The organism is Pseudorhodoferax sp. LjRoot39, from assembly GCF_964253035.1.
Taxonomy (GTDB): domain Bacteria; phylum Pseudomonadota; class Gammaproteobacteria; order Burkholderiales; family Burkholderiaceae_C; genus Pseudorhodoferax.
This window is the reverse complement of sequence record NZ_CAXUQL020000001.1, coordinates 1,585,710-1,608,481: the sequence shown is the minus strand read 5'-3', so window position 1 is coordinate 1,608,481 and position 22,772 is coordinate 1,585,710. Positions and strand designations below refer to the sequence as shown.

General features: G+C 70.8%; 21 protein-coding genes. 18 read left to right on the top strand and 3 right to left on the bottom strand.

The genetic code is table 11. The annotated features are described in order from the left end of the window. The first annotated feature begins 61 nt into the window (after nt 1-61). The 5 genes from ACSQ4M_RS07670 to ACSQ4M_RS07650 are packed head-to-tail and all read left to right on the top strand — an operon-like array spanning nt 62 to nt 5,084. Entirely contained in the window at nt 62-934 is an 873-nt protein-coding gene (locus ACSQ4M_RS07670) for a branched-chain amino acid ABC transporter permease (RefSeq protein WP_436188989.1), read from the top strand. 17 nt (nt 935-951) lie between these two features. Beyond that, nucleotides 952-1,920: a branched-chain amino acid ABC transporter permease gene (locus ACSQ4M_RS07665; protein WP_436188988.1), complete on the top strand. Its 969-nt coding sequence runs from the start codon at nt 952-954 to the stop codon at nt 1,918-1,920. Further along, complete coding sequence (locus tag ACSQ4M_RS07660; RefSeq protein ID WP_436188987.1) at nt 1,917-2,669, top strand: ABC transporter ATP-binding protein; 753 nt, start codon at nt 1,917-1,919, stop codon at nt 2,667-2,669. Before ACSQ4M_RS07665 ends, ACSQ4M_RS07660 begins: the two co-directional genes overlap by 4 nt. Beyond that, nucleotides 2,666-3,367 (top strand): ABC transporter ATP-binding protein, encoded by a 702-nt coding sequence (locus ACSQ4M_RS07655; protein ID WP_436188986.1) that lies wholly within the window; start codon nt 2,666-2,668, stop codon nt 3,365-3,367. Before ACSQ4M_RS07660 ends, ACSQ4M_RS07655 begins: the two co-directional genes overlap by 4 nt. A gap of 28 nt (nt 3,368-3,395) precedes the next feature. Beyond that, a complete protein-coding gene (locus tag ACSQ4M_RS07650) occupies nt 3,396-5,084 on the top strand; it encodes a tannase/feruloyl esterase family alpha/beta hydrolase (RefSeq protein WP_436188985.1) in 1,689 nt (562 codons plus the stop codon). Between the two features lie 21 nt (nt 5,085-5,105). Here ACSQ4M_RS07650 and ACSQ4M_RS07645 read toward each other — a convergent pair whose 3' ends face one another. After that, nucleotides 5,106-6,278, bottom strand: a complete 1,173-nt coding sequence (locus tag ACSQ4M_RS07645) for an ATP-binding protein (RefSeq protein WP_436188984.1) — start codon at nt 6,276-6,278, stop codon at nt 5,106-5,108. Nucleotides 6,279-6,437: 159 nt separating this feature from the next. Between ACSQ4M_RS07645 and ACSQ4M_RS07640 the strand changes: the two genes are divergently transcribed. From ACSQ4M_RS07640 to ACSQ4M_RS07630, 3 genes are all read left to right on the top strand, one after another. Continuing rightward, nucleotides 6,438-7,808, top strand: coding sequence for an FAD-dependent oxidoreductase (locus ACSQ4M_RS07640; RefSeq protein ID WP_436188983.1), 1,371 nt, complete (start codon nt 6,438-6,440; stop codon nt 7,806-7,808). A 22-nt stretch (nt 7,809-7,830) separates the two neighbouring features. Then, complete coding sequence (locus tag ACSQ4M_RS07635; protein ID WP_436188982.1) at nt 7,831-8,808, top strand: Bug family tripartite tricarboxylate transporter substrate binding protein; 978 nt, start codon at nt 7,831-7,833, stop codon at nt 8,806-8,808. 229 nt (nt 8,809-9,037) lie between these two features. Beyond that, complete coding sequence (locus tag ACSQ4M_RS07630) at nt 9,038-9,922, top strand: LysR substrate-binding domain-containing protein (RefSeq protein WP_436188981.1); 885 nt, start codon at nt 9,038-9,040, stop codon at nt 9,920-9,922. 22 nt (nt 9,923-9,944) lie between these two features. On the opposite strand, the gene ACSQ4M_RS07625 is transcribed toward ACSQ4M_RS07630, so the two are convergent. Then, entirely contained in the window at nt 9,945-10,649 is a 705-nt protein-coding gene (locus ACSQ4M_RS07625) for a Crp/Fnr family transcriptional regulator (RefSeq protein WP_436188980.1), read from the bottom strand. 127 nt (nt 10,650-10,776) lie between these two features. Here ACSQ4M_RS07625 and ACSQ4M_RS07620 point away from each other — a divergent pair, with 127 nt between their 5' ends. Genes ACSQ4M_RS07620 through ACSQ4M_RS07605 form a run of 4 tightly spaced genes read left to right on the top strand, consistent with a single transcriptional unit; the run spans nt 10,777 to nt 15,671 of the window. Further along, entirely contained in the window at nt 10,777-11,703 is a 927-nt protein-coding gene (locus tag ACSQ4M_RS07620; protein ID WP_436188979.1) for a 3-keto-5-aminohexanoate cleavage protein, read from the top strand. Between the two features lie 10 nt (nt 11,704-11,713). Further along, on the top strand, nt 11,714-12,922 hold the full coding sequence (locus tag ACSQ4M_RS07615; RefSeq protein WP_436188978.1) for an ABC transporter substrate-binding protein: 1,209 nt from the start codon (nt 11,714-11,716) through the stop codon (nt 12,920-12,922). Then, nucleotides 12,919-13,857, top strand: coding sequence for a 3-hydroxyacyl-CoA dehydrogenase NAD-binding domain-containing protein (locus tag ACSQ4M_RS07610; RefSeq protein ID WP_436188977.1), 939 nt, complete (start codon nt 12,919-12,921; stop codon nt 13,855-13,857). The genes ACSQ4M_RS07615 and ACSQ4M_RS07610 overlap by 4 nt, the downstream gene beginning before the upstream one ends. Nucleotides 13,858-13,859: 2 nt before the next feature. Beyond that, nucleotides 13,860-15,671, top strand: coding sequence for a feruloyl-CoA synthase (locus ACSQ4M_RS07605; RefSeq protein WP_436188976.1), 1,812 nt, complete (start codon nt 13,860-13,862; stop codon nt 15,669-15,671). A gap of 36 nt (nt 15,672-15,707) precedes the next feature. Here the strand turns inward: ACSQ4M_RS07605 and ACSQ4M_RS07600 are convergent, their stop codons facing one another. After that, nucleotides 15,708-16,493 carry an IclR family transcriptional regulator gene (locus tag ACSQ4M_RS07600; RefSeq protein ID WP_436188975.1) on the bottom strand — a complete coding sequence of 262 codons (786 nt, stop codon included), beginning with the start codon at nt 16,491-16,493 and terminating at the stop codon, nt 15,708-15,710. Nucleotides 16,494-16,638: 145 nt separating this feature from the next. On the opposite strand from ACSQ4M_RS07600, the gene ACSQ4M_RS07595 reads away from it, so the two are divergent. From ACSQ4M_RS07595 to ACSQ4M_RS07570, 6 genes are read left to right on the top strand one after another with little or no spacing between them, the layout of a single operon-like run. After that, entirely contained in the window at nt 16,639-17,688 is a 1,050-nt protein-coding gene (locus tag ACSQ4M_RS07595; protein ID WP_436193978.1) for an amidohydrolase family protein, read from the top strand. A gap of 35 nt (nt 17,689-17,723) precedes the next feature. Continuing rightward, the gene (locus ACSQ4M_RS07590) at nt 17,724-18,695 is read left to right on the top strand and encodes a Bug family tripartite tricarboxylate transporter substrate binding protein (RefSeq protein WP_436188974.1); all 972 of its coding nucleotides are present in this window, start codon (nt 17,724-17,726) and stop codon (nt 18,693-18,695) included. A 26-nt stretch (nt 18,696-18,721) separates the two neighbouring features. Next, the gene (locus ACSQ4M_RS07585) at nt 18,722-19,690 is read left to right on the top strand and encodes a Bug family tripartite tricarboxylate transporter substrate binding protein (protein ID WP_436188973.1); all 969 of its coding nucleotides are present in this window, start codon (nt 18,722-18,724) and stop codon (nt 19,688-19,690) included. 9 nt (nt 19,691-19,699) lie between these two features. Further along, on the top strand, nt 19,700-20,902 hold the full coding sequence (locus ACSQ4M_RS07580; protein WP_436188972.1) for a CaiB/BaiF CoA transferase family protein: 1,203 nt from the start codon (nt 19,700-19,702) through the stop codon (nt 20,900-20,902). Beyond that, nucleotides 20,899-21,726, top strand: coding sequence for a citryl-CoA lyase (locus tag ACSQ4M_RS07575; protein WP_436188971.1), 828 nt, complete (start codon nt 20,899-20,901; stop codon nt 21,724-21,726). The genes ACSQ4M_RS07580 and ACSQ4M_RS07575 overlap by 4 nt, the downstream gene beginning before the upstream one ends. 31 nt (nt 21,727-21,757) lie before the next feature. Next, the gene (locus ACSQ4M_RS07570) at nt 21,758-22,732 is read left to right on the top strand and encodes a Bug family tripartite tricarboxylate transporter substrate binding protein (protein WP_436188970.1); all 975 of its coding nucleotides are present in this window, start codon (nt 21,758-21,760) and stop codon (nt 22,730-22,732) included. The last annotated feature ends 40 nt before the right edge of the window (nt 22,733-22,772 follow it).

Here is a 22,772-nt window from a genome sequence, read left to right as displayed (position 1 = left end):
GCCCTTCGTGCAGGGCGCCGCGCGCGCCCTGCCTGTCTTCGTCTCGCCGGGGGTGACCGCCGTGGACCTTGCCACCTTTCTCGTGCAGTGCCTGAACGCCGTGCAATACGGGCTGCTGCTGTTCCTGCTGGCCTCGGGGCTCACGCTGATCTTCGGGATCATGGGCGTGATCAACCTGGCGCACGGCAGCTTCTACATGCTGGGCGCCTACATGGCCTTCGCGCTGTCGCCGCTGTTCGGCAACAACTTCCTCTGGATGCTGCTGGCCGGCATGGTGCTGGCGGCCGTCTTCGGCTACCTGCTGGAGTGGGTGTTCTTCAGCTACCTGTACCAGCGCGAGCACCTGCAGCAGGTGCTGATGACCTACGGCCTGATCCTCGTGTTCGAGGAACTGCGCGCCATGCTGGTGGGCAACGACGTGCATGGCGTGCCCGTGCCCGACTGGCTGGCCGGCAGCTTCAGCCTGGGCGGGATCATGCAGTACCCCTGGTACCGGCTGTTCGCCTCGGGCGCCTGCATCGTGCTGGCGCTTGCGCTGTACGCCGTGGTCAACCGCACGCGGCTGGGCATGATGGTGCGTGCCGGCGCGAGCGACCGCGACATGGTGCGCGGCCTGGGCATCGACATCCGGCGGCTGTACCGCACGGTGTTCGCGGCCGGCGTGGCGCTGGCGGCGCTGGCCGGCATGATCGCCGCGCCCATGGCCTCGGTCTATCCCAACATGGGCGCCAGCGTGCTGATCATCTGCTTCGTGGTGGTGGTGATCGGCGGCATCGGCTCGATCACGGGCGCGCTCGTGGCCTCGCTGCTGGTCGGCGTCGTCGACACCTTCGGCAAGGTCTTCTTCGCCGAACTCGCGGGCATCGGCATCTACGTGCTGATGGCCATCGTGCTGGTCTGGCGGCCCGAAGGGCTGATGGGGCGGCGCGCATGAACACGACCACACTCGCCATGCCCACCACTCCCGTCTCTCCCCCGCGCAGTGCCGAAGGCCTGTGGCTGCCGATTGCCGTGGCCGTCGCGCTGGGCATCGCCGGCCCGCTGCTGGGCGGCTACCTGGCCGACCTGCTGGTCAAGGTCATGGTGCTGTCCATCTTCGCGCTGAGCCTGCAGCTGCTGGTCGGCATGACCGGCCTGGTCAGCCTGGGCCATGCGGCCTACTACGGCATCGGCGCCTACATCACCGTGCTGGGCTCGGGCGACGGCGGCGGCAACCTGTTCTGGCTGCTGGGCCTGTCCATGGGCGGCGCGGCGCTGTACGCGCTGGCGGTCGGCGCGCTCTCGCTGCGCACGCGCGGGGTGTACTTCATCATGGTCACGCTGGCCTTCGCGCAGATGGCCTACTTCGTGTTCCACGACACGCCGGTCGGCGGCGGCAGCGACGGCATCTACCTCTACGTGCGCCCAGCCGCGGGCGCGCTGGACATGGAGAACCGCACCGTGCTGTTCTACGTGGTGCTGGCCGCGCTGGTGTTCACCTACGGGCTGCTCGCGGTGGTGCGCCGCTCGCGCTTCGGCGCGGCGCTGGCCGGCATCCGCGTGAACGAGCAGCGCATGCGCGCGGCCGGCTTCCCGACCTACGGCTACAAGCTCGCGGCCTTCGTGCTGGCCGGCGCGCTGGCGGGTCTGGCGGGCTTCCTCGTGGCGGCGCGCGACGGCGTGGTCAACCCCGAGATGCTGTCCTGGCACATCTCGGGCGAGGTGCTGCTCATGGTGATCCTGGGCGGCATCGGCCACCTGCGCGGCGCGGTGCTGGGCGCCGTGGCGTTCACGCTGCTCAAGGAGTTGCTGGGCACGCACGCGCTGATCGGTCCGCTGGCCGACCACTGGCAGCTGACGCTGGGCCTGGCCATCATCGGCTTCGTCGCGCTGTTGCCCAAGGGACTGATCGGCCTCGCACAGCGGAGGGCCAAACCATGAACGCGCTGATGCAGGTCGAGGGGCTCACGCGCCGCTTCGGCGGGCTGGTCGCCGTCAACAAGGTCTCGCTGGCGCTGCGCGTGGGCGAGGTCCATGCGGTGATCGGCACCAACGGTGCGGGCAAGTCCACGCTGATCAACATGCTGTCGGGCGAGATCGCTGCGTCCGAAGGGCGCATCCTGCTGGACGGTGCCGACATCACGGCCCAGCCGCAGGCGCGCCGCGCGCTGGCCGGCGTGGGCCGCAGCTACCAGCGCACGACCATCTTCCCGGAGTTTTCCGTACACGAGAACTGCCGCCTGGCCGCGCAGGCCGCCACGCCGCGGCCCTGGGCGATCTGGCAGTCCGCGCGCGCCTGCGCCACGAGCGGTGGCGCGGCCGATGCGGCACTCGAAGCCACCGGTCTCACGGCCCTGGCCACGCGCACCGCGGGGGCGCTGAGCCACGGTGCCAAGCGCCAGTTGGAGGTCGCCATGTGCCTGGCCACCCGACCGCGCGTGCTGCTGCTCGACGAGCCGCTGGCCGGCATGGGCGCCGAGGAGACCGAACGCATGCTGGGCCTGCTCGAGCGCCTGAAGCCTCTTCACGCCATCCTGCTCGTCGAGCACGACATGGATGCCGTGTTCCGCATCGCCGAGCGCATCACCGTGATGGTCAACGGCGCCGTGATCGCGAGCGGCGACCCCGGCGCGATCCGCAACGACCCGCAGGTGCGCAGCGCCTACCTGGGCGAGGAGGAACACGCATGATCCAGATCGACGGGTTGCACACCTACTACGGCGACAGCCACATCCTGCACGGCGTCTCGGCCGAGATCCCGGCCGCCACGGCGGTCGGCCTGCTGGGCCGCAACGGCATGGGCAAGACCACGCTGATCCGCACGCTGATGGGCTATGTGCGCCCGGCCCAGGGTCGCGTGCAGTGCGATGGCCGCGACGTGGCCGGACTGCCGCCCGAGAGGATGGCGCGGCTGGGCATCGGCTACGTGCCCGAGGGCCGCGGCATCTTTCCCAACCTGTCGGTGCGCGAGAACCTGGTCATGGCGGCGCGTGCCGGCATCGATGGCAAGCGCGCATGGACCTACGAGCGCGTGCTGGAGACATTCCCGCGCCTGGCGGAACGCTTGAACAACGGCGGCAACCAGCTCTCGGGCGGCGAGCAGCAGATGCTGTCCATCGGCCGCGCGCTGATGACCAACCCGCGCCTGTTGATCCTCGACGAGGCCACCGAGGGCCTGGCGCCGCTGATCGTGGCCGAGATCTGGCGCGTGATCGCCGGCATCCGCACGACCGGCATCGCCACACTGATCGTCGACCGCGACTGGCGCAAGGTGCTCGCGCACACGGACCGCGCGCTGGTCATGGAGAAGGGACAGATCGTGCTGCAGGGCGCCTCCAGCGCGCTGCTGGGCGATCCGCAGGCGCTGGGCGAGCGGCTCGGCGTGTAGGCATTCATTTCACAACAAGGGAGACACCATGAACCGTTCGATTCCACCCCTGGCCGGCGCTGCGCTGGCCACCGTCGCGCTGCTGGGCGCCTGCGGCGGCGACGACCAGCCGCCCGTGCCCGACCGCGCTGCCCTGCAGCAGGCCTGCCCCACCCTGGCCGGCAAGACCGTGGAGGCCAACGCCATCGGCCTGCCCAGCGGCACGGCCACCGTGGCGCAGGCCACGCTGGTCGCGGCTGCTGGCGACCTGCCAGAGTTCTGCCAGCTGTTGGGCAGCATCGCGGCGCGCACGGCCGGCGCCGACGCCATCCGCTTCCAGATCAACCTGCCGACCAGCTGGAACGAGAAGGCGCTGATGGTGGGCGGCGGCGGCTTCAACGGCTCGCTGATCAATGCCACGGCCGCGCTGCGCGATGCCGCGCCGGGCCAGCCGCTGCCGCTGGCCACGGGCTACGCCACCTTCAGCACCGACTCGGGCCACGACGCCACGGCTTACAACGCCACCGATCCCGGCAAGTTCGCGCTCAACGACGAGATGTTCGAGAACTTCGCCCACGCGTCCTACAAGAAGGTCAAGGACGTGGCCCATGTGCTGCTGCGCAGCTACTACCTGCGCGCGCCGGCCAGGCAGTACTTCTACGGCGGCTCGGAGGGTGGGCGCGAGGGCCTCACGATAGCGCAGCGCTACCCGGCCGACTTCGACGGCATCGTCTCGGCGGTGCCCGTGATCCACTGGACCGGGCTGTTCAACGGCTTCCTCGCGTTCACGCAGCCGCAGTTCGCGGGCGGCACGCTGAGCACGGCCAAGGTTCGCCTGGTGGCCGACGCCGTCAACACCGCCTGCGACGCGCTCGACGGCCTGGCCGACGGCGTGGTCAATAACTACCTGGCCTGTCCCGCCCGCTTCAGCCTGGACAGCCTGCGCTGCGCGGCCGGCGCCGACACCGGCGACAGTTGCCTGTCCGATCCTCAGCTGGCCACCTTGAAGGCCGCCTACGGCCCGGTCCAGCTGCCGTTCGCGCTGGCCAACGGCCTCACGACCTACCCGGGACGGTTGTTCGGCGGCGAGGTCCAGCTGGGCGGAGAAGGCATCGCGCGCTGGGTCAGCACGGGCCAGGTGCCGTCCGTGCCCACGCCGCTGGCCAGCGACGCGCGCGGCGTGAACTACGGCAGCAGCTATGCGCGCTACGTGATCGCGCGCGATGCGAACTTCGACGTGCGCAACTACAGCGCGGCCGACTTCGCGGGCCGCATCCAGGCCGTCTCCGCATTGATGGACTCGACCAACCCCGATCTGTCGGCCTTCTTCCAGCGCGGCGGCAAGCTCATCGTGCGCGAGAACGCGGGCGACATGGCGCAGAGCGCGCAGGCCGGCATCCAGTACTACCAAAGCGTGGTGGCCAAGCTGGGCCAGACCGAGGTGGACCGCGCCATGCGCCTGTACGTCTCGCCCGCCTCCAACCACAGCGGCACGGCCGCCAGCCTGACGACCGGCGTGGAGGTGGCGACCAACCACGACATGCTGAACACGCTGGACCAGTGGGCCAGCGCAGGCCAGGCGCCAGCCGATGCGCTGGTGCAGGTGCGCAAGGCGACCACGGCGCCCTACGCCACGCTGGCCACACGGCCGCTGTGCCGCTACCCGAACTACCCGCAGTACGTGGCGGGCGACACGCTGAGCGCGGGCAGCTACCGCTGCGCGGTGTCGGCGCCCTGACAGGCCAGGAGCGCGCGCCGCTCAGGCGCGCAACAGCTGCGCCAGCTCGTGCAAGCCCAGCGCGGTGGCGCCCTGGCGCAGCGGGAAGCGTTCGGTGCCGGGGTAGACCACGTAGCGCTCGGTGATGCCCAGGTCGTCGCAGGCCACGCCGAAGCCCTTGTCCAGACTGGGCGCCGTCGAGCGTTTGATCTCGATCGCGATGGCCGGCCGGCCGCCCTGCTCCAGTACCAGGTCGATCTCCGCGCCGGCATGCGTGCGGTAGAAGTACGGCACGCGCCGCGTGCCGGCCGCCTGGACCAGGCTCGCGATGCAATGGCCCTCGTAGCTCAAGCCGCTGACGGGGTGGCCCAGCAGGTCGTTCAGGGTCTGCAGCTCGAGCAGCGCGTGCAGCACGCCGCTGTCGCGCACGTAGACCTTGGGCGACTTGACCAGCCGCTTGCCGACATTGCCGGACCAGGGCCGCAGCCGCAGCACCAGGCGCAGGTCCACGAGCAGGTCGATGTAGCGGTCGATGGTGGGGTTGGACACGCCCAGCGCGCTGGCGATGCGGGCCTGGTTCAACACGCCACCCTGCTGGTGCGCCAGCATGGTCCACAAGCGTCCGATGGCCTCGGCCGGCATGCGCGGCGCGAACATGGGCACGTCGCGCTCCAGGTAGCTGCGGATGAAGTCGCGCCGCCAGTCCAGGCTGCGCCGGTCGTCGATGGCCAGCAGGCTGTCGGGAAAGCCGCCACGCAGCCACAGCTGGGCGTCGGCGATGCCAGCCTGCGCCGCCTCCTCGGTGTCGACCGGCGCCATGTCCACATAGGCGACTCGGCCCGCAAGCGTCTCGCTGGACTGGCGCATCAGGTCCAGCGCGGCGGAGCCCAGCAGCAGGAACTGCCCGCTGCGCAGACCTTCCTGGCGGCGCTCGTCGATGATGCCGCGCAAGACCTCGAAGATGCCCGGTACGCGGTGGATCTCGTCCATGACCACCAGGCGCCCCTGCTGTGCCCGCAGATAGGCGTCCGCATCCTCCAGGCGCAGGCGGTCCGCCGGCCGCTCCAGGTCCAGGTACACGGCGCCGGTCGGCCATTGCGCGGCGATCTCTCGCGCCAGCGTGGTCTTGCCCACCTGGCGCGGGCCCAGCAGCACCACGGCCGGCATGTCGCCAAGGCGGTCGCGCACCAGCGCATCGGTCAATCGGCTGATCATCATTGAAATTATAACGACAGGCGTTAGATTTTAAATGATAGAAATGACCACAGCCTCCTACTATTCGCGAATCGCGAATTTTCTAGTCGCGCCGCGGCCGATTGTTTTTGATTTTCTGCATCACTAAGATGCGCCCCACTTTCCATGGAGCGCCCTGCGATGCAGCCAACCACATTCGAACCGATCACCGAACCGAGCCGCCAGACCCCCGTTTTCGGTGCCTATGACGTGGTGGTGCTCGGCGGCGGGCCGGCCGGCATTGCCGCGGCCGCGGCCAGCGCGCGCCAGGGCCGCAGCACGCTGCTCGTGGAGGGCTACGGCTTCCTGGGCGGCATGGGCACGGCGGCCGGCGTGACCAACTTCTGCGGCCTGCACGCCAACGTGCACGGCGAGGTGCGCCAGGTCGTGCACGGCATCGCCGACGATCTGTTGCAACGCATGGACACGCTGGGCGGCCTGCGTGAGCCCCATCTGCTGTTCGGCGGCAAGATCGCCGCGCAGGCCTACGACAACGCGGCCTTCAAGCTCGCCGCCGACGACGTGGTGGTGGGCAGCGGCGCGCAGGTGCTGTTCCATGCCCAGGCCGTGGGCGTGCAGATGGCGGGACCGGGCCGCGTGGCGGCCCTGCTGCTGGAGACCAAGTCGGGCCGCCAGGCCGTGCTGGGCCGGGTCTTCATCGACTGCTCGGGCGATGGCGACCTGGCGACCTGGGCCGGCGCCCCGTTCGAGAAGGGCCGCGACGCCGATGGCCAGGGCGAGGACATGATGTACCCGTCCACCATGTTCCGCGTGAACGGCGTGGACCCCCAGCGTGCGGGCGACATCTGGAACCGCTTCGACGGCCTCATGGAACAGGCCGAGCGAGACGGCTACACCTTCGCCCGCAAGACGCCCATCATCCGGCCGCAGAAGAACCCGGCCGAATGGCGCGCCAACGTGACCCAGCTGGCCAACGCCGAGGGCGGCCCGGTGGACGGCACCAATGCGCTGGAACTCAGCGCCGCCGAGATCGAGGGCCGGCGCCAGATCCTCAACTTCTTCCGTTTCCTGCGCGCCTATGCGCCGGGCTTCGAGAACGCCTACCTGCTGGAGATCGCGCCGCAGGTCGGCGTGCGCGAGACGCGCCGCGTGCTCGGCGACTACCAGCTGACCGAACGTGACGTGCTGGACTGCGCGAGCTTCGCGGACACCGTCGGCGTCAACGGCTGGATGCTCGAGGAGCACGTGGCCGGAAACATCGCCTTCCAGTGGCAGGACATCCCGCGCGCACGCGGCTACAACCACCTGCCTTACCGCATGCTGCTGCCGCGCACATTGGACAATGTGCTGGTCGCCGGCCGCTGCGCCTCGATGACGCATCTGGGCCAGTCGGCCGCGCGCGTGTCCGGGGCCTGCTTCGTGATGGGGCAGGCGGCCGGCACCGCGGCCGCACAGGCGCTGCAGCAGGTGCAGGACCTGCGCGCCATCGACGTGCCGGCACTGCAGGCCCAACTGGCGCAGGACGGCGCCTGGCTCGGCCGCGACGATTGACCAACGCTTGAGGAGAGAGACTTTGAATACAACGACAAGACGCACGGCTCTGGCCTGCATGACGGCCTGCGCGCTGGGCGCTACGCTGGGCACGGCGCAGGCCGCGGACCCCAGCTGGCCGACGCGGCCGGTGCGGCTGCTGGTGGGCTTTCCGGGCGGCTCCACGCCCGACATGGCGGCGCGCGCGCTGGCCGATCCGCTGAGCCGCGTGCTGGGCCAGCCCGTCATCGTCGAGAACAAGCCCGGCGCCTCCGGCAACATCGCGGCCGACCAGGTCGCCAAGGCCACGGACGACCACACGCTGGGCGTCGTCATCAACGGCAACCTGACCTCGGCCAAACTGCTCAACCCCAAGCTCAGCTACGACCCGCAGAAGGACTTCGCCGAGATCTCGCTGCTGGCCACCGCGCCGCTGGTGCTGGTGGCCGCGCCGCAGCTGCCCGACGGCGCGGCCTTCTTCGCCGCCATGCGCCAAGCCGGCACCAAGGCCAACTACGGCTCCGTCGGCGCCGGCTCGGTCGCCCACCTGGGCATGGAGCTGCTCAAGAGCAAGTCGGGCATCGCGCCCGTGCACGTGCCCTACTCCGGCAACCCGGCGGTCGTCACCGCCATCATCGGCGAGCAGGTGCAGATGGCGCTGGTGCCGCCGGGCGTGGCCATGCCGCAGGTGCAGGCCGGCAAGCTCAAGGCCATCGGCGTCACGAGCGGGCGCAGCGCGCTGGTGCCCTCCGTCGCACCGCTGGCCGATGCCGGGGTGAAGGACTTCAACCTCGAGGTCTGGACCGCGCTGGTCGGCCCGGCCGGGCTGTCCCAGGCCGCGCAGGCGCGGCTCGCGGCCGAGGTGCCGCGCATCCTGCGCGAGCCCGAGACGCGCACGCGGCTGCTGAACCAGGGCTGGCAGGCCGTGGGCACCTCCAGCGAGGGCCTGCACCAGCGCGTGAAGGAAGAGGCCGCGCTGCTGGGCGCGATCATCCGGGCGCAGAACATCTCGGTCGACTGAAGAAGCTGTGAACGAACCCCTCACGACCACGCGAGGCCCGATGACCAGTGGTTTCCAGCACCATCGCCGTGCCCAGGGCCTCGCCCTTCGGGCCGGGGCGCGCCAGGCCACATGCGGGCGTTGCAGGCCTTGCCCGGGCACGAGCCCGGGCAGCGGCCTGCGCCTACGCCTGTGGCCCGGCGCACCCCGTCGTGGCCGCGATCGGTTCATTCACAGCTTCTGACCCGGCGTGGACACGCTCTCGAACCTGCGGACCTTCCTCGTGGTCGCGCGCACCGAGAGCTTCTCGGCCGCAGCGCGCGAGCTGGGCATCGCGCCCTCGGTCGTGACCAAGCGCATCGGCCAGCTGGAGGCGCAGATCCAGGGCGCGCTGTTCGAACGCACGACGCGGCGCGTGCGCCTGACGCCGGTGGGCCGCGGCTACCTGCCGGCGGTGCAGCGCGTGGTGACCGATGCCCAGGAGCTGTTCGCCCACCCGGTCGGCGACCAGCTGCAGGGCCAGCTGCGCATCAAGGCGCCGACCTCGGTCACGGTCTGCCTGGTCGGCCCGCTGCTCGAGCGCTTCCAACGCCTGTACCCCTTGCTGCACCTGGAGGTCGTGGCGCTGGACCGCGCCGTGAACCCGGCCGAAGAGGGCTTCGACCTGGCGCTGACCATGATGCCCGACGCCTATGCCGGGGTGGTCGAGGAGCCGCTGTGCCGCATGCCGCGCACGGCCTGCGCGGCACCGCGTTACCTGCACGCGCGCGGCACACCGCGCCACCCGAGCGAGCTCAAGGACCACGCCATCCTGAACTTCCTGCCGACCGGCAGCACCTGGAGCTTCGACAGCGCGGCGGGCCGCATCAGCGTCAAGGTGCAGCCGCGGCTGAACACCAACGAGGCGCAGCTGCTGCTGTCGGCCGCGCTGGCCGGCAACGGCATCGCCATCCTGGGCGACTACCTGGCCCGACCCGCTCTCGACAGCGGCGCGCTGGTCCCCCTGCTGGCGGACTTCCCGCTGGACGCGTTCTGGCTCAAGGCCCTGCTGCCCGAGAACCGCGCCAACGTGCCCAAGGTGCAGGCCCTGGTGCGGCACCTGCAGGCCGAACTGGCACCGCGCGACGGCAGCTGAGCGCCGGGGGCAACGGGGCCGGTCAGCCCGGCACGCGCCGCCGCAGTCCCGCCAGGTCCAGCACCGTGATGCCGCCGTAACCCACCGCGATCAGCCCGGCCTCGGCCAGCCGGCGCAGCGCCGCATTGCAGCGCTGGCGCGACAGGCCCGACAGGTTGGCGATCTCCTCCTGCGAAACGGCCAGGTGCGGGTCGCTGCCCGGGTGCAGCCAGGGATGGAACAGGCCGACCAGCGCGCGCGCCACCTGGCTGTCGGTGTCCAGCAGGTGGTGGGCCGCGAAGTTGCCCAGGAACCAGTGCATGCGCTCGTTGATCTGGCGCAGCAGGAAGTGGTCGAAGGCGCGCTCGGTGGCGTGCAGCCACTGGAAGGTCTCCACCGGCATCAGCGCCACGCGGCTGGGGCGCAGCGCGACGATGTCGGCCGTGCGCGGCACGGCGCGCAGCAGCGTGCCCTCGCCGAACCAACTGCCGCGCGACAGGCCGCCCAGCGTGACCGAGCGGCCATCCTCGGCCGTCACGGCCCACTTGAGCAGGCCGTCGATGGCACCGTACCAGTGCTGCGGTTCGTCGCCCATGCGGCACAGCGCGGCGCCGGCCGCCACGTCCACCTGCTGCATGTCGGCGCGCACGCGCGCGCGTGCGGCCGCGTCGAGCGCAGGGAACCAGGCCGAGCTGGCCAGCAGGTGGTCCAGCGACGAAGAGTCTTCGGGCGGTGTGGCGCGGCGCATGGTGGGGGCCGCCACCATAGCAGCCGCGGCCACGCACCGCGAAAACCCTGAGGCCGAATGTCGTCGCGATGACTGAATGCGCGCGGCCTGCGGCCGAACATGCCGCATCCCCACGCACGGAGACAGCATGTCCAGACGCAAGGTCATCGTGACCATCGCCCCCACGGGGGGCATGGCCCACAAGTCGCAGAACCCGCACCTGCCCACCCAGCCCGCCGAGATCGCCGACGACGTCGTGCGCTGCTGGAACGCGGGCGCCAGCGTGGTCGCGCTGCACGCGCGCCGGCACGACGACGGCGCCACCTGCAACCCGGCCATCTACCGCGACATGAACCAGCGCATCCGCGCGGCCGGCTGCGACATCGTGCTCAACAACTCCACGGGCGGCGGCGTGCACGGCGACATGGTGCGCCCGCTGGCCGGCGACCGCTGGGAGATCGCCTGGGAAGAGCGCATCCAGGGCATGGACGCGGGCGCCGAGATGTGCACGCTGGACGCCACCACGCTGAACCTCTCGTTCGAGGGCAAGGACATCCTGATGGACACGCCGCTGTCCAAGGGCCGGGAGCTGGCGGCCGGCATGAAGGCGCGCGGCATCAAGCCCGAGTGGGAGGTGTTCAGCCCCACCCACATCCTGCAGGACGTGACGACGCTGATCGGCGAAGGCCTCGACGACGGGCCGCACTTCATCAACCTGGTCATGAACGTGCACCGCAACTTCCAGAACGCGATGCCCTACTCGCCGCGCTTCCTGCAGCAGATGGTGGACACGCTGCCCGCCAACAGCATCTTCTGCGTAAGCGGCATCGGCCCTTCGCAGCTGGAGGCCAACGTGGCGGCGCTGCTGCTGGGCGGCCATGCGCGCGTGGGGCTGGAGGACAACCTGTACTTCCGCCAGGGCGAGCTGGCGACCAACGTGCAGCTGACCGAGCGCATCGTGCGCATCATCCGCGAGCTCGACATGGAACCGGCCACGCCCGCAGAGGCGCGCCAGATCATGGGCCTGCCGAGGCCAGGTGCACCCCGCCCGGAATTCGCCCCCAACAACCGATAGGAGACTCCCCATGACCCATCGACGCACGATGGCGGCGCTGTGCGCTGCCCTGGCCTGCTCGGCCGGTGCGCAGGCGCAGATCTCGGACGATGTCGTCCGCATCGGCTTCGTCAGCGACATGTCGGGCCTGTACCGCGACTACGACGGCCCGGCCGGCGCCGAGGCCATCCGCATGGCCATCGCCGACATGGGCGGCACGGTCAACGGCAGGAAGATCGAACTCTTGACCGTGGACCACCAGAACAAGGCCGACATCGCGGCCGCCAAGGCGCGCGAATGGTTCGACGTCAACAGGCTGGACATGCTGATCGGCGGCGTGGGCTCGGGCGCGGCCATCGCGATGGCCGGCGTGGCGGCCGAGAAGAAGCGGCCCTACTTCGTCGTCGGCGCGGGCGCCTCGGGCCTGACCAACGAGCACTGCTCGCCCTACACCGTGCACTACGCCTACGACACCGTGGCCATGGCGCGCGGCACGGCCAATGCGGTCGCCAAGTCGGGTGGCAAGAGCTGGTACTTCGTGACGGCCGACTACGCCTTCGGCACCGCGCTGCAGGCCGACGCGAGCAAGACGCTGGAAGCCAACGGCGGCACGGTGGCCGGCGCGGTCAAGCACCCGCTGGGCGCAAGCGACTTCTCCTCCTTCATGCTGCAGGCCCAGGCCTCCAAGGCCCAGGTGCTGGCGCTGGCCAACGCCGGCAGCGACACGGTCAACGCGATCAAGTCGGCGGCCGAGTTCGGCATCGGCAAGAACATGTTGCTGGCCGGCATGATCATCACGATCAACGACGTGCACGCGCTGGGCCTGAAGACCGCGCAGGGCATGTTCCTGACCGACAGCTGGTACTGGAACCAGTCGCCCGAGGCGCGTGCCTGGGCGCGCCGCTTCTTTGACAAGCACAAGCGCATGCCGACCTCGTTCCATGCGGGCGACTACTCGGCCGCGCTGCAGTACTTGAAGGCCGTGCAGGCCGCGGGCACCGACGACGGCGACAAGGTCATGGCCCAGTTGCGCAAGACCCGCGTGAACGACATGTTCATGCAGAACGGCTGGCTGCGCGAGGACGGCCTCATGGTGCACGACATGCGGCTGGTGCAGGTCAAGACGCCGGCCGAGTCGCAGGAACCCTGGGACTACTACAAGGTCGTGGAGACCATCGCGGGCGAAGCCGCCTGGACCACCAAGGCCGAGTCGCGCTGCGCGCGCTGGAAGAGCCTGTGAGCCCGATCGGAACCGTCGCCGTCGTCGGCACCGGCGTGATCGGCGCGAGCTGGGCCGCCTGCTTCCTCGCGCGCGGGCTGGATGTGGCTGCCACCGACCCGGCCGAAGGCGCCGAACAGCGGCTGCGCGCGGCCGTGGCGCGCCACTGGCCGGCCTTGGAAGCCATGGGCCTGGCCGAGGGCGCCACGCCCGAGCGGCTGCGCTTTCATGCGCGGCTCGAAGACGCCGTGGCCCCAGCCGACTTCGTGCAGGAGAACGGGCCCGAGCGTGTGGACCTCAAGACCGCGCTCTACACGCGCATGGACGCCGCCGCGCCGCCGACGGCGCTGCTGGCCTCCAGTTCCTCGGGCCTGGCCGTCAGCGCCATGCAGTCGGCCTGCGCACACCCGGAGCGCGTGGTGCTGGGCCACCCGTTCAACCCGCCGCACCTGATCCCGCTGGTCGAGGTCGGCGGCGGCGAGAAGACCGCACCAGAGGCCATCGCGCGCGCGATGGACTTCTACCGCAGCATCGGCAAGAAGCCGATCCAGGTGCGGCGCGAGATCCAGGGCCACATCGCCAACCGGCTGCAGGCCGCACTGTGGCGCGAGGCCTTCCACCTGGTCGACCAGGGCGTGGCCAGCGTGGCCGACATCGACACCGCGATCGCCCACGGCCCCGGCCTGCGCTGGGCGCTGCTGGGGCCGTTCCTGAACCTGCACCTGTCGGGCGGCGAAGGCGGCATGGCACATCTGCTGGCGCACCTGGGTGGCCCCATCGAAAGCTGGTGGCAGGACCTGGGCGCGCCCAGCCTGCACGCCGGGCTCAAGGCCAAGGTGGTGGCCGGCGTGGACGAAGCCCTGGCCGGCCGCAGCGCGGCCGAACTGCAGCGCGCCCGTGACCAGCTGCTGCTGGGCCTGATGGCGGCCAAGGCCGATCAACCGCAGCTGGACTGAAGATGGCGCCCATCGACTTCCTGAACGATCCGGCGCAGATCGCACCGCCCGCCGCGCTGCGCACCGAACTCGGCGACGGCTCCTTCGTGCTGCGTTCGCCCGTGGAGCTGCAACCCCACGCGCGCTGTGTCGGCGGATGGCTGGAACACTGGGCACGCGCCACGCCGCAGGCCACAGCGCTGGCCGAGCGCACGGCCGACGGCCAGGACTGGCGCCGGCTGGACTATGGCGCGCTGCGCCAGGCCGTGGGCGCGGTCGGCCAGGCGCTGTTGGACCTGCGCCTGCCGCCGGGGCGGCCCGTCGTCATCCTCTCGGACAACGCGCTCGACCATGCCGTGCTGATGCTGGCCGCCATGCACGTGGGCCGGCCGGCCTGCTCGCTGTCCAGCGCCTATTCACGCCAGGCCACGGACTTCACGCGGCTGCGCGAGATGCTCGCGCTGCTGCAGCCGGCCCTGGTCTACGCGGCCGACGCACAGGCCTACGGGCCCGCCATGGCGGCCTGCGACCTGACCGTGCCCTGCGTGTTCAGCGCCCATGCGCAGGCGTGGCCGGGTGCACTGGCCTTCGCCGAGCTGCTGGCCACGCGCGAGACGCCGGCCGTGCAGCAGGCCTTCGACGCCATCGCGCCCGAGGACCATGCCAAGTACCTGCTGACCTCGGGCTCCACGGGCCGGCCCAAGGCGGTCATCAACACGCACCGCATGCTGTGCGCCAACCAGCAGCAGATGGCGCAGACCTGGCGCTTCCTGGCGCACGAGCCGCCCGTGCTGGTGGACTGGCTGCCCTGGAGCCACACCTTCGGTGGCAACCACAACCTCAACATGGTGCTGGCGCATGGCGGCACGCTGTACATCGACGAAGGCCGGCCCGCGCCCGGCCTCGTGGAGAAGACCGCGCGCAACCTGCGCGCGGTGCGGCCCACGCTGTGGTTCAACGTGCCGCGCGGCTTCGACATGCTGCTGCCGCTCATGGAGGCCGACGAGACACTGGCGGCCGACATCCTCTCGCGCCTGCGTCTGGCCTTCTACGCGGCGGCGGCGCTGGCGCCCTCCACCTGGCAGCGCCTGCAGGCCGTGGCCGCGCGCGTGCGGCCGGGCCGGCCGCTGTGGCTGACCACCTCCTGGGGCTGCACCGAGACCGCGCCGGCCATCACCACGGCGCACTGGCAGCTGGATGGCGCGGGCTGCATCGGCAACCCGCTGCCCGGCATGGCGGTGCGCTTCGTTCCGAGTGGCGACAAGCTGGAGATGCGCATCCAGGGCATCTCGGTGTTCCCGGGCTACCTGCGCGGCCCGCAGGAAACCGCCGCCGCCTTCGACGAACGGGGCTACTACCGCATCGGCGATGCGGGGCAGTTGCTCGACGCCGCGCAGCCCGCGCGCGGGATCGTGTTCGACGGCCGCGTGGCCGAGGACTTCAAGCTGTCCAGCGGCACCTGGGTCTCGGTCGGCACGCTGCGCGTGGAGCTGGTGTCGCGGCTCACGCCGCTGGTGCAGGACATCGTGGTCGCGGGCCACGACCGCGCCGAGATCGGGCTGCTGGTCTTCCCCTCGGCGGCCGGCCAGCAGCAGCCGCAGGCACTGCAGGCCGCGCTGTGCCGCCTGATGCAGGAACAGGCCGCAGCCGGCGCTGGCTCGGCGCGCAGCCCGCGCCGCGCGCTGGTGCAGGACGCCCCGCCTGCGCTGGAAGCCGGCGAGATCACGGACAAGGGCTACCTCAACCAGCGCGCCGTGCTGCAGCGGCGCCATGCCGAGGTCGAGCGGCTGTATGCGGCGACGGCGAGCGCCGGGCCCCTGTTGCTGGCGGGCTGATCCACCGGCCCGTGCGAGGTTGCGCCGGGCGGCACCTCAGAGGCGCGCGCCGGCCGGCCCTGGCGCAGCCTGCACCGCCGCGGCGTACCGCGCCGGATTGCCGCCGAACCCGGCCGTGGCCCGGCGCGCCATCTCGAGCAGCTGCACGACGGCGGCCTGCATGGCCGCGGGCTCGCCGAGGCGGGACAGCGGGCCGGACACCGTGAGCGCCCCCTTGAGCTCGCCGAGCGCGCCGAACACGGGCACCGACGCGGAGGCCGTCTCGGCGTCGCGCTCCCCGTAGGAGGTGGCCCACAGCCGTGCGCGCACCGGCTCGCCCGCGGCGTCGTCGTCGGTGAACGCGCACAGCACCTTGCCCGAGGCGCCCTTGGTGACGTCGAAGTCCTCCCCCACGCGGATGGACACGCGCACCGCACGGGCCGGCTCGACGCGGCTGACCACCAGGCGCCGGCTTCCCGCCCGCACGTAGAACGAAGCCGTCTCGCCGAGGCTGGCGCTGAGCTCGGCGAGCAAGGGCTCGATGACGGAATCCACGCGGAAGGAGCGCTGGTAGATCGCGGCCAGGCGCATCGGCTGCGGGCCGATGGCGTATTGCCCATCGTCGAGTCTGCGCATGAAGCCCCCGTGCTCCAGCGCCGCCAGGAGCCGGAGCACCGTGCTCTTGTACAGCCCCGTGCGGCGGGACAGCTCGGTCAGGCTCAACCGGTCGTCGGTCGGCTGGAAAGCGCCCAGCAGGGCGAATGCGCGGTCCAGCACCGCCACGCCACTCGATGGTTCGGCGGGGTCGGTTTCGGCCGGTGGGATGGAGGGGTCGGTCGTCATGGGTTCAGCGCCAGTTCTGCCTAGTAGAACACGCGGCACGAAGCGCCAAATTCAAGGGTTTTCCCGTATGTCACAGGCACGCTTTGCCCCTTTATAGTTCTTTTACACAGAACTTAGTTCTGTTTGACAGAACAAAACGCAACCAATCCATGAAGCAGACAACGGTCCCCAGCTGCCGGGAGATTCAGGGGTGAGTTCCAACTACCTCCCGGTGCGCGACGAATGGCTGCAGCGCGGCCAGGAACAGGCCATCGAGCCGGCCCTGCCCATCGTGGACGCGCACCACCACTTCTACGACCGGCCCGGCTGGACCTACCTGCACGCCGACTACGCGGCCGACGCCCGCAGCGGGCACGCCGTCCAGGCCTCGGTCTACATGCAGGCGCTCACCCGCTACCGGACCGATGGCGCCGAGGCCTTGCGGCCGGTCGGCGAGACGGCGTTCGTCGTGGCGTCCACGGCGGGCGCGCGCACGCCCGAGATCGCCAAGGGCATCGTGGGCTACGCCGACCTTCGCCTGGGAGCCGGCGTCGCCGCGGTGCTGGACGCCCATGCGCAGGCGGGCCGCGGCCGCTTTCGCGGCGTGCGCCACCTGACCACCTGGGATGCGGATGGCTCGCTTGCCAACCCGCTCACCGCCGCGCCGCGGGGCCTGCTGCGCGACGCCGCCTACCGGGCCGGCCTGGCGCAGCTGCAGGCGCTGGGCCTGTCCTACGACGCCTGGCTGTTCTGGCCGCAGCTGCCCGAGCTGATGGAGGTGGCGGCCGCCTTTCCCGCGCTGCCCATCATCGTGGACCACTGCGGCGGCGTCGTGCGCATAGGCGCCCATGCGGCCCGCCGCGACGAAGTCTTCGCCCACTGGCGGGCATCCATGCGGGCGCTGGCCCGGTTCCCCAACGTCCATGTGAAGCTGGGCGGCCTGGGCATGCGCATCAACGGCTTCGGCTTCGACAGCGGCCCGCTGCCGCCGAGCTCGGACCAGCTGGCCGCCACCTGGCGGCCCTGGCTGCTCGGCTGCATCGATGCCTTCGGCCCCGAGCGCTGCATGTTCGAAAGCAATTTCCCGGTCGACAAGGGCTCGTACAGCTTCGTGAACGGCTGGAACGCGTTCAAGAAACTCACGGCCGACTTCTCCCCCACAGAGCGCCACGCCCTGTTCCATGGCACGGCGAGCCGCGTGTACCGGCTGGCCTGACCGCTTCCCTCCTTCCACTCCCCCCTGGAGACACCATGAGGCTTTTGCCCCGTCTGTCCGGCGCGCTCGCGCTGGCCCTTGCCGCCGCCGCACACGCGCAGCCCGCCGCTTATCCCAGCCAGCCGATCAAGGTGATCGTGCCCTTCCCGCCGGGCGGTGGCACCGACATCGTCACGCGCATGGTGCTGGACAAGATCCGCATCGGGACGGGCTGGACGCTGATCGTGGAGAACAAGGCCGGCGCCGGCGGCAACATCGGCATGGATGCCGTGGCCAAGGCCGCGCCGGACGGCTACACGCTGGGCATGGGCCAGACGGCCAACCTGGCGATCAACCCGTCGCTGTACGCGAAGATGCCTTACGACGCGGCCAAGGCCTTCACCCCCGTGGCCACGGTGGCGGGCCAGGCCGTGGTGCTGGTGGTCAAGGCCGAGTCGCCTCACAAGACGCTGAAGGACCTGGTCGACGCCGCGAAGGCCAAGCCCGATGCGCTGACCATGGCCTCGGCCGGCAACGGCACCGTGGGCCACCTGACCGGCGAGGTCTTCACGCAGCAGGCCGGCATCAGCACGCGGCACATCCCGTACAAGGGCGCAGGCCCGGCCGCCAACGATCTGCTGGGCGGCCAGGTCGACTACTACTTCGCCACGCCGCAGACGGTCATCCCGTTCATCAAGGCCGGCAAGCTGCGTGCGCTGGCGGTCAGCTCCGCCAAGCGCATGCCGGCGCTGCCCGATGTGCCGACGGTGGCCGAGAGCGGCCATGCCGGCTTCGATACCAGCGACTGGAAGATGCTCGTCGCCCCGGCCGGCACGCCGCCCGCCATCGTTGCGCGCCTGCAAGCCAAAGTGGCCAAAGCCCTGGCACGCACCGACACCATCGCCACGCTGCTCGCCGAGGGCAGCGCACCGCTGGGCGGCACATCGCAGGAGGCCGTGGCACTGCTGAAGACCGAGCAACAGCGCTGGGGCGCCGTCGTGCGCACTGGAAACATCAAGCTCGACTGACCGCCCACTTCACCGGAGACCTTCCCATGAACATGTCCCGCTTCCTGCCCGTCGCTGCAGCCCTGACCATTGCCGCGGGCTCCACCGCATCGGCACAGACCTTCCCGGTGCGGCCGATCACCATCGTCGTCCCCTACGCCGTGGGCGGCACGACCGACATCGTGGCGCGGCTGGCCGCCAACCAGGTCGCCAACGGCCTGGGCCAAGCCTTCGTCGTGGACAACAAGGTGGGCGGCGGCGGGCTGATCGGCTGGGGGACCGTGGCGCGGGCCGCGCCAGACGGCTACACCGTGCTGACGACCGAGATGTCCTTCACCATCGCGCCGGGTCTTCTGCCCAAGATGCCATTCGATGCGCAGAAGGACTTCTCGCACATCATCACGGCCGCCTCCGCGCCGCACGTCCTGGTGGTCAACCCGGGCTTGCCGGTGAAGACGGTGCAGGACTTCATCGCTTTGGCCAAGGCCAAGCCCGGCACCATGAACTACGGCTCGGGCGGCAATGGGACGAACACGCACCTGGGCGGCGAGTTGTTCAAGAGCGCTGCCGGCATCGACCTGGTGCACATCCCGTACAAGGGCGCCGGCGCGGTGCTGACCGACCTGATGGCCGGCCAGGTGCAGGCGCTGGTCACGTCGTTGCCGACGGCGCTGCCGCACATCAGGTCGGGCAGGCTGCGCGCGCTGGTGGTCACGAGCGAGGCGCGTTCGCCGTTGCTGCCCGATGTGCCGTCCGCCAAGGAGGCCAAGCTGCCGGGCTTCGTGATGGATTTCTGGGTCGGCTTCGCAGCACCCGCCGGCACGCCGCAGCCCGTCATCGACAAGCTGAACCAGGCGTTCGCTTCGGCGCTGAATTCCGACGATGGCAAGCGGCGCCTGGCCGAACAGGGCCTGACGCCGGTCGTCAACACGCCCGCACAGGCATCGCAGCAGGCCGCTTCCGAGATGAAGCGCTGGGCAGCGGTGGTGAAGTCTGCCGACATCAAGCCCGAGTAAGGAACCACCATGGCCATCCAACCCCTGCACGGCATCCGCGTGCTGGACCTGACCAACGTGCTGGCGGGACCCTTCGCGTGCCACCAACTGGCGCACATGGGCGCCGACGTCATCAAGGTCGAAGCGCGCAACACCGGCGACCTGGCCCGCCAGCTCGGCGCCGATCCCGAGCTGAACCAGGCCATGATGGGCGTGTCGTTCCTGGCCCAGAACCCCGGCAAGCGGTCCATCACGCTGGACCTCAAGCACCCGAAGGGCAAGGAGGCGCTGCGCCGCCTCGTGCGCACGGCCGATGTGCTGGTCGAGAACTACCGGCCTGGTGTGATGCAGCGCCTGGGCGTGGGCTACGAAGACTTGTTGAAGGAAAACCCCCGGCTCATCTACTGCGCTATTTCGGGCTTCGGGCAGGACGGGCCGCTGCGCGACCTGCCGGCCTACGACCAGATCATCCAGGGGATGTCCGGCGTCATGAGCATCACCGGCGCGCCGGAGAACGCACCCTACCGCGTGGGCTATCCGGTGGCCGACACCATCGGCGGCATCACGGCGGCGTTCGCCGTGGCCAGCGCGCTGGCGGACCGCCACCGCAGCGGCGGCGTGTTCGTCGACGTGTCGATGCTGGAGGCCGCCATGGCCACCATGGGCTGGGCCGTGTCGAACCACCTGATCGCCGGCCGCGCACCCCAACCGCTGGGCAACGACAACGTGACGGCCAGCCCCTCCGGCACCTTCCGCACCGGCGATGGCCTGCTGAACATCGCGGCCAACAAGCAGGAGCAGTGGGAGGCCGTGTGCGAGGTGCTGGCGCATCCCGAATGGAAGACGGACCCGCGCTTCGCCGAACGCCAGGGCCGGCTGCAGCACCGCGCGGCCCTCAAGGCGCTGGTCGAGGACGCGCTGTCCGCCAGGTCGGCCAACGCCTGGTGGGAGCTGTTCAACGCGGTCGGCGTGCCGGCCGGGCCGGTCTACTCGGTGCCGCAGGCGCTGGAGCACCCGCAGATCGCGCAGCGCGGCATGGTGGGCACCTTCGAGGACGTGCCCGGCGTGGGGCGCGACATCCGCGTGGTGCGCACCGGCTTCAAGCTCAATGGCGAGGCGCCGCGCGTCGACCGCCCGCCGCCGCGCCTGGGCGAGCACACCGCCGCCATCCTGGCCGAGCTCGGCTACACGCCGGGCGAGATCGAAGAACACATCAAGGAGAAGGTTGTATGAGCACCGACGATCCCCGCGTTCCCGACTGGTGGCGCACCTCCATCATCGACATGCGCCCCGGCGCCATCCGCTTTCGCGGCTACGCCATCGAGGAGCTGATCGGCCAGGTCAGCTTCCCACAGATGGTCTGGCTGATGACCCGCGGCGAGCTGCCCGACGCAGGCCAGGCGCGCCTGCTGGAAGCGGCCCTGGTGGCGGGCGTGGACCACGGTCCGCAGGCCCCCAGCATCGCCATCGCGCGCATGGCCACGACCTGCGGCGTGGGGCTGAACAACGCCATGGCGTCGGCCGTGAACGTGCTGGGCGATGTGCATGGCGGCGCCGGCGAGCAGGCTGTGCAGATGTTCGAGGACATCGCGCGCCGCCAGGACGCCGGCGCCTCGCTGGCCGACAGCACGCGCGCCGGCCTGGACAAGGCGATCGAGGAACGCGGCAAGTTCGTCTCCGGCTACGGGCACCGCTTCCACCCGCTGGACCCGCGCGCGCCCCGGCTGCTGGCGCTGGTGGACGAAGCCGCCCGCAGCGGCGTGGTCGGCGGCCGCTTCGCCGCGATCGGCCGGGCGGTGGAAGAGGAACTGGCCGCGCGCAAGGGCGGCCGCCGCATCCCCATGAACATCGACGGTGCCACGGCAGTCATCTATGCCGAGCTGGGCTTCCCTGCCCCGCTCGCGCGCGGCCTGTTCTGCCTCTCGCGCTCCGTCGGCATCCTGTCCCACGCCTGGGAGCAGACGGGCCAGGGCGGCAGGAACAAGGGGCCGATCCCGCGCAACTACCTGTGGACCTACGACGGCCCCGCGCCGCGCGATGTGCCCACGCCCCCCTGAGCATGTCCAACCCCCAACAGGAGACCCACCCGTGAACCCTTGCCTCCACCGCCGCACGCTCGTCGTCGCGGCACTCTGCGCCGCCGCCGGCACCCTGCACGCACAGGCCAGCTGGCCCGCCAAGCCGGTGAAGATCGTGGTGCCCTACGCCGCGGGCGGCCCCGCCGACATCACCGCGCGCGAGATCGCGCAGAAGCTCGCCGCAACCACCGGCCAGGCCTTCGTCGTCGAGAACCAGGGCGGCGCCATGGGCATCCCCTCGCTGATGGCCGTCAGCCGCTCCGAACCCGACGGCCACACGCTGTGGATGCCGGCGCTGGGCAACGCGGTGCTGCAGCCGCTCCTGAGCAAGCAGGGCGGCGCCGACCACCTGGCCAGGCTGCAACCCGTGGGCATGGTGACGACCAGCGCCCATGTGCTGGTGGTGTCCGCCAGGCTCCCGGTCCGCAACGTCCAGGAACTGCTGGACTACGCGCGTGCGAACCCCGGCCAGCTGTCCTTCGCATCGGCCGGCGTGGGCGGCACCGCGCACCTGGGCGCCGAGCTGTTCAAGAGCCTGTCGAAGACCGAGGTGATCCACGTGCCGTACAAGGGCACGGCGCCGGCCATCTCCGACCTGGCGTCGGGCCGCGTGGGGGCCATGTTCAGCAGCCTGCCCTCGCTGCAGGCCGCCATCGACAAGGGACTGGTGCGCCTGGTCGCCGCGACCTCGGCCAGCACCTCGCCCGCGACCCGGTCGCTGCCGCTCATGTCCGCCGTCCTCCCCGGCTTCGACTACACGTCGTGGTATGCCATGTACGTTCCGCTGAAGACGCCGCCTGCGGTGGTGGAGCGCATCAGCGCCTTGCTGCAGCAGACGCTCAAGGATCCCGAGCTGGCGCGCAGGATCGAGGCCCATGGCATGGAGCCGCTGCCGACCGGGCCGCAGGAGGTCGGCGTCTGGGTCCGGCGCGACCAGCAGAAATGGGGCGAGGTCATCCGCAGCGCCAACATCTCGCTGGACTGACCGCGGTACCGGGCGTCCCGCGCCATCGGCGCCTGCCAGC

Coding starts and splice junctions, on each gene's coding strand:
- ACSQ4M_RS07665 (WP_436188988.1), top strand. CDS start 952: ATGCCCACCACTCCCGTCTCTCCCCCGCGCAGTGCCGAAGGCCTGTGG.
- ACSQ4M_RS07660 (WP_436188987.1), top strand. CDS start 1,917: ATGAACGCGCTGATGCAGGTCGAGGGGCTCACGCGCCGCTTCGGCGGG.
- ACSQ4M_RS07655 (WP_436188986.1), top strand. CDS start 2,666: ATGATCCAGATCGACGGGTTGCACACCTACTACGGCGACAGCCACATC.
- ACSQ4M_RS07650 (WP_436188985.1), top strand. CDS start 3,396: ATGAACCGTTCGATTCCACCCCTGGCCGGCGCTGCGCTGGCCACCGTC.
- ACSQ4M_RS07645 (WP_436188984.1), bottom strand. CDS start 6,278: ATGATCAGCCGATTGACCGATGCGCTGGTGCGCGACCGCCTTGGCGAC.
- ACSQ4M_RS07640 (WP_436188983.1), top strand. CDS start 6,438: ATGCAGCCAACCACATTCGAACCGATCACCGAACCGAGCCGCCAGACC.
- ACSQ4M_RS07625 (WP_436188980.1), bottom strand. CDS start 10,649: ATGCGCCGCGCCACACCGCCCGAAGACTCTTCGTCGCTGGACCACCTG.
- ACSQ4M_RS07620 (WP_436188979.1), top strand. CDS start 10,777: ATGTCCAGACGCAAGGTCATCGTGACCATCGCCCCCACGGGGGGCATG.
- ACSQ4M_RS07615 (WP_436188978.1), top strand. CDS start 11,714: ATGACCCATCGACGCACGATGGCGGCGCTGTGCGCTGCCCTGGCCTGC.
- ACSQ4M_RS07605 (WP_436188976.1), top strand. CDS start 13,860: ATGGCGCCCATCGACTTCCTGAACGATCCGGCGCAGATCGCACCGCCC.
- ACSQ4M_RS07600 (WP_436188975.1), bottom strand. CDS start 16,493: ATGACGACCGACCCCTCCATCCCACCGGCCGAAACCGACCCCGCCGAA.
- ACSQ4M_RS07590 (WP_436188974.1), top strand. CDS start 17,724: ATGAGGCTTTTGCCCCGTCTGTCCGGCGCGCTCGCGCTGGCCCTTGCC.
- ACSQ4M_RS07585 (WP_436188973.1), top strand. CDS start 18,722: ATGAACATGTCCCGCTTCCTGCCCGTCGCTGCAGCCCTGACCATTGCC.
- ACSQ4M_RS07580 (WP_436188972.1), top strand. CDS start 19,700: ATGGCCATCCAACCCCTGCACGGCATCCGCGTGCTGGACCTGACCAAC.
- ACSQ4M_RS07575 (WP_436188971.1), top strand. CDS start 20,899: ATGAGCACCGACGATCCCCGCGTTCCCGACTGGTGGCGCACCTCCATC.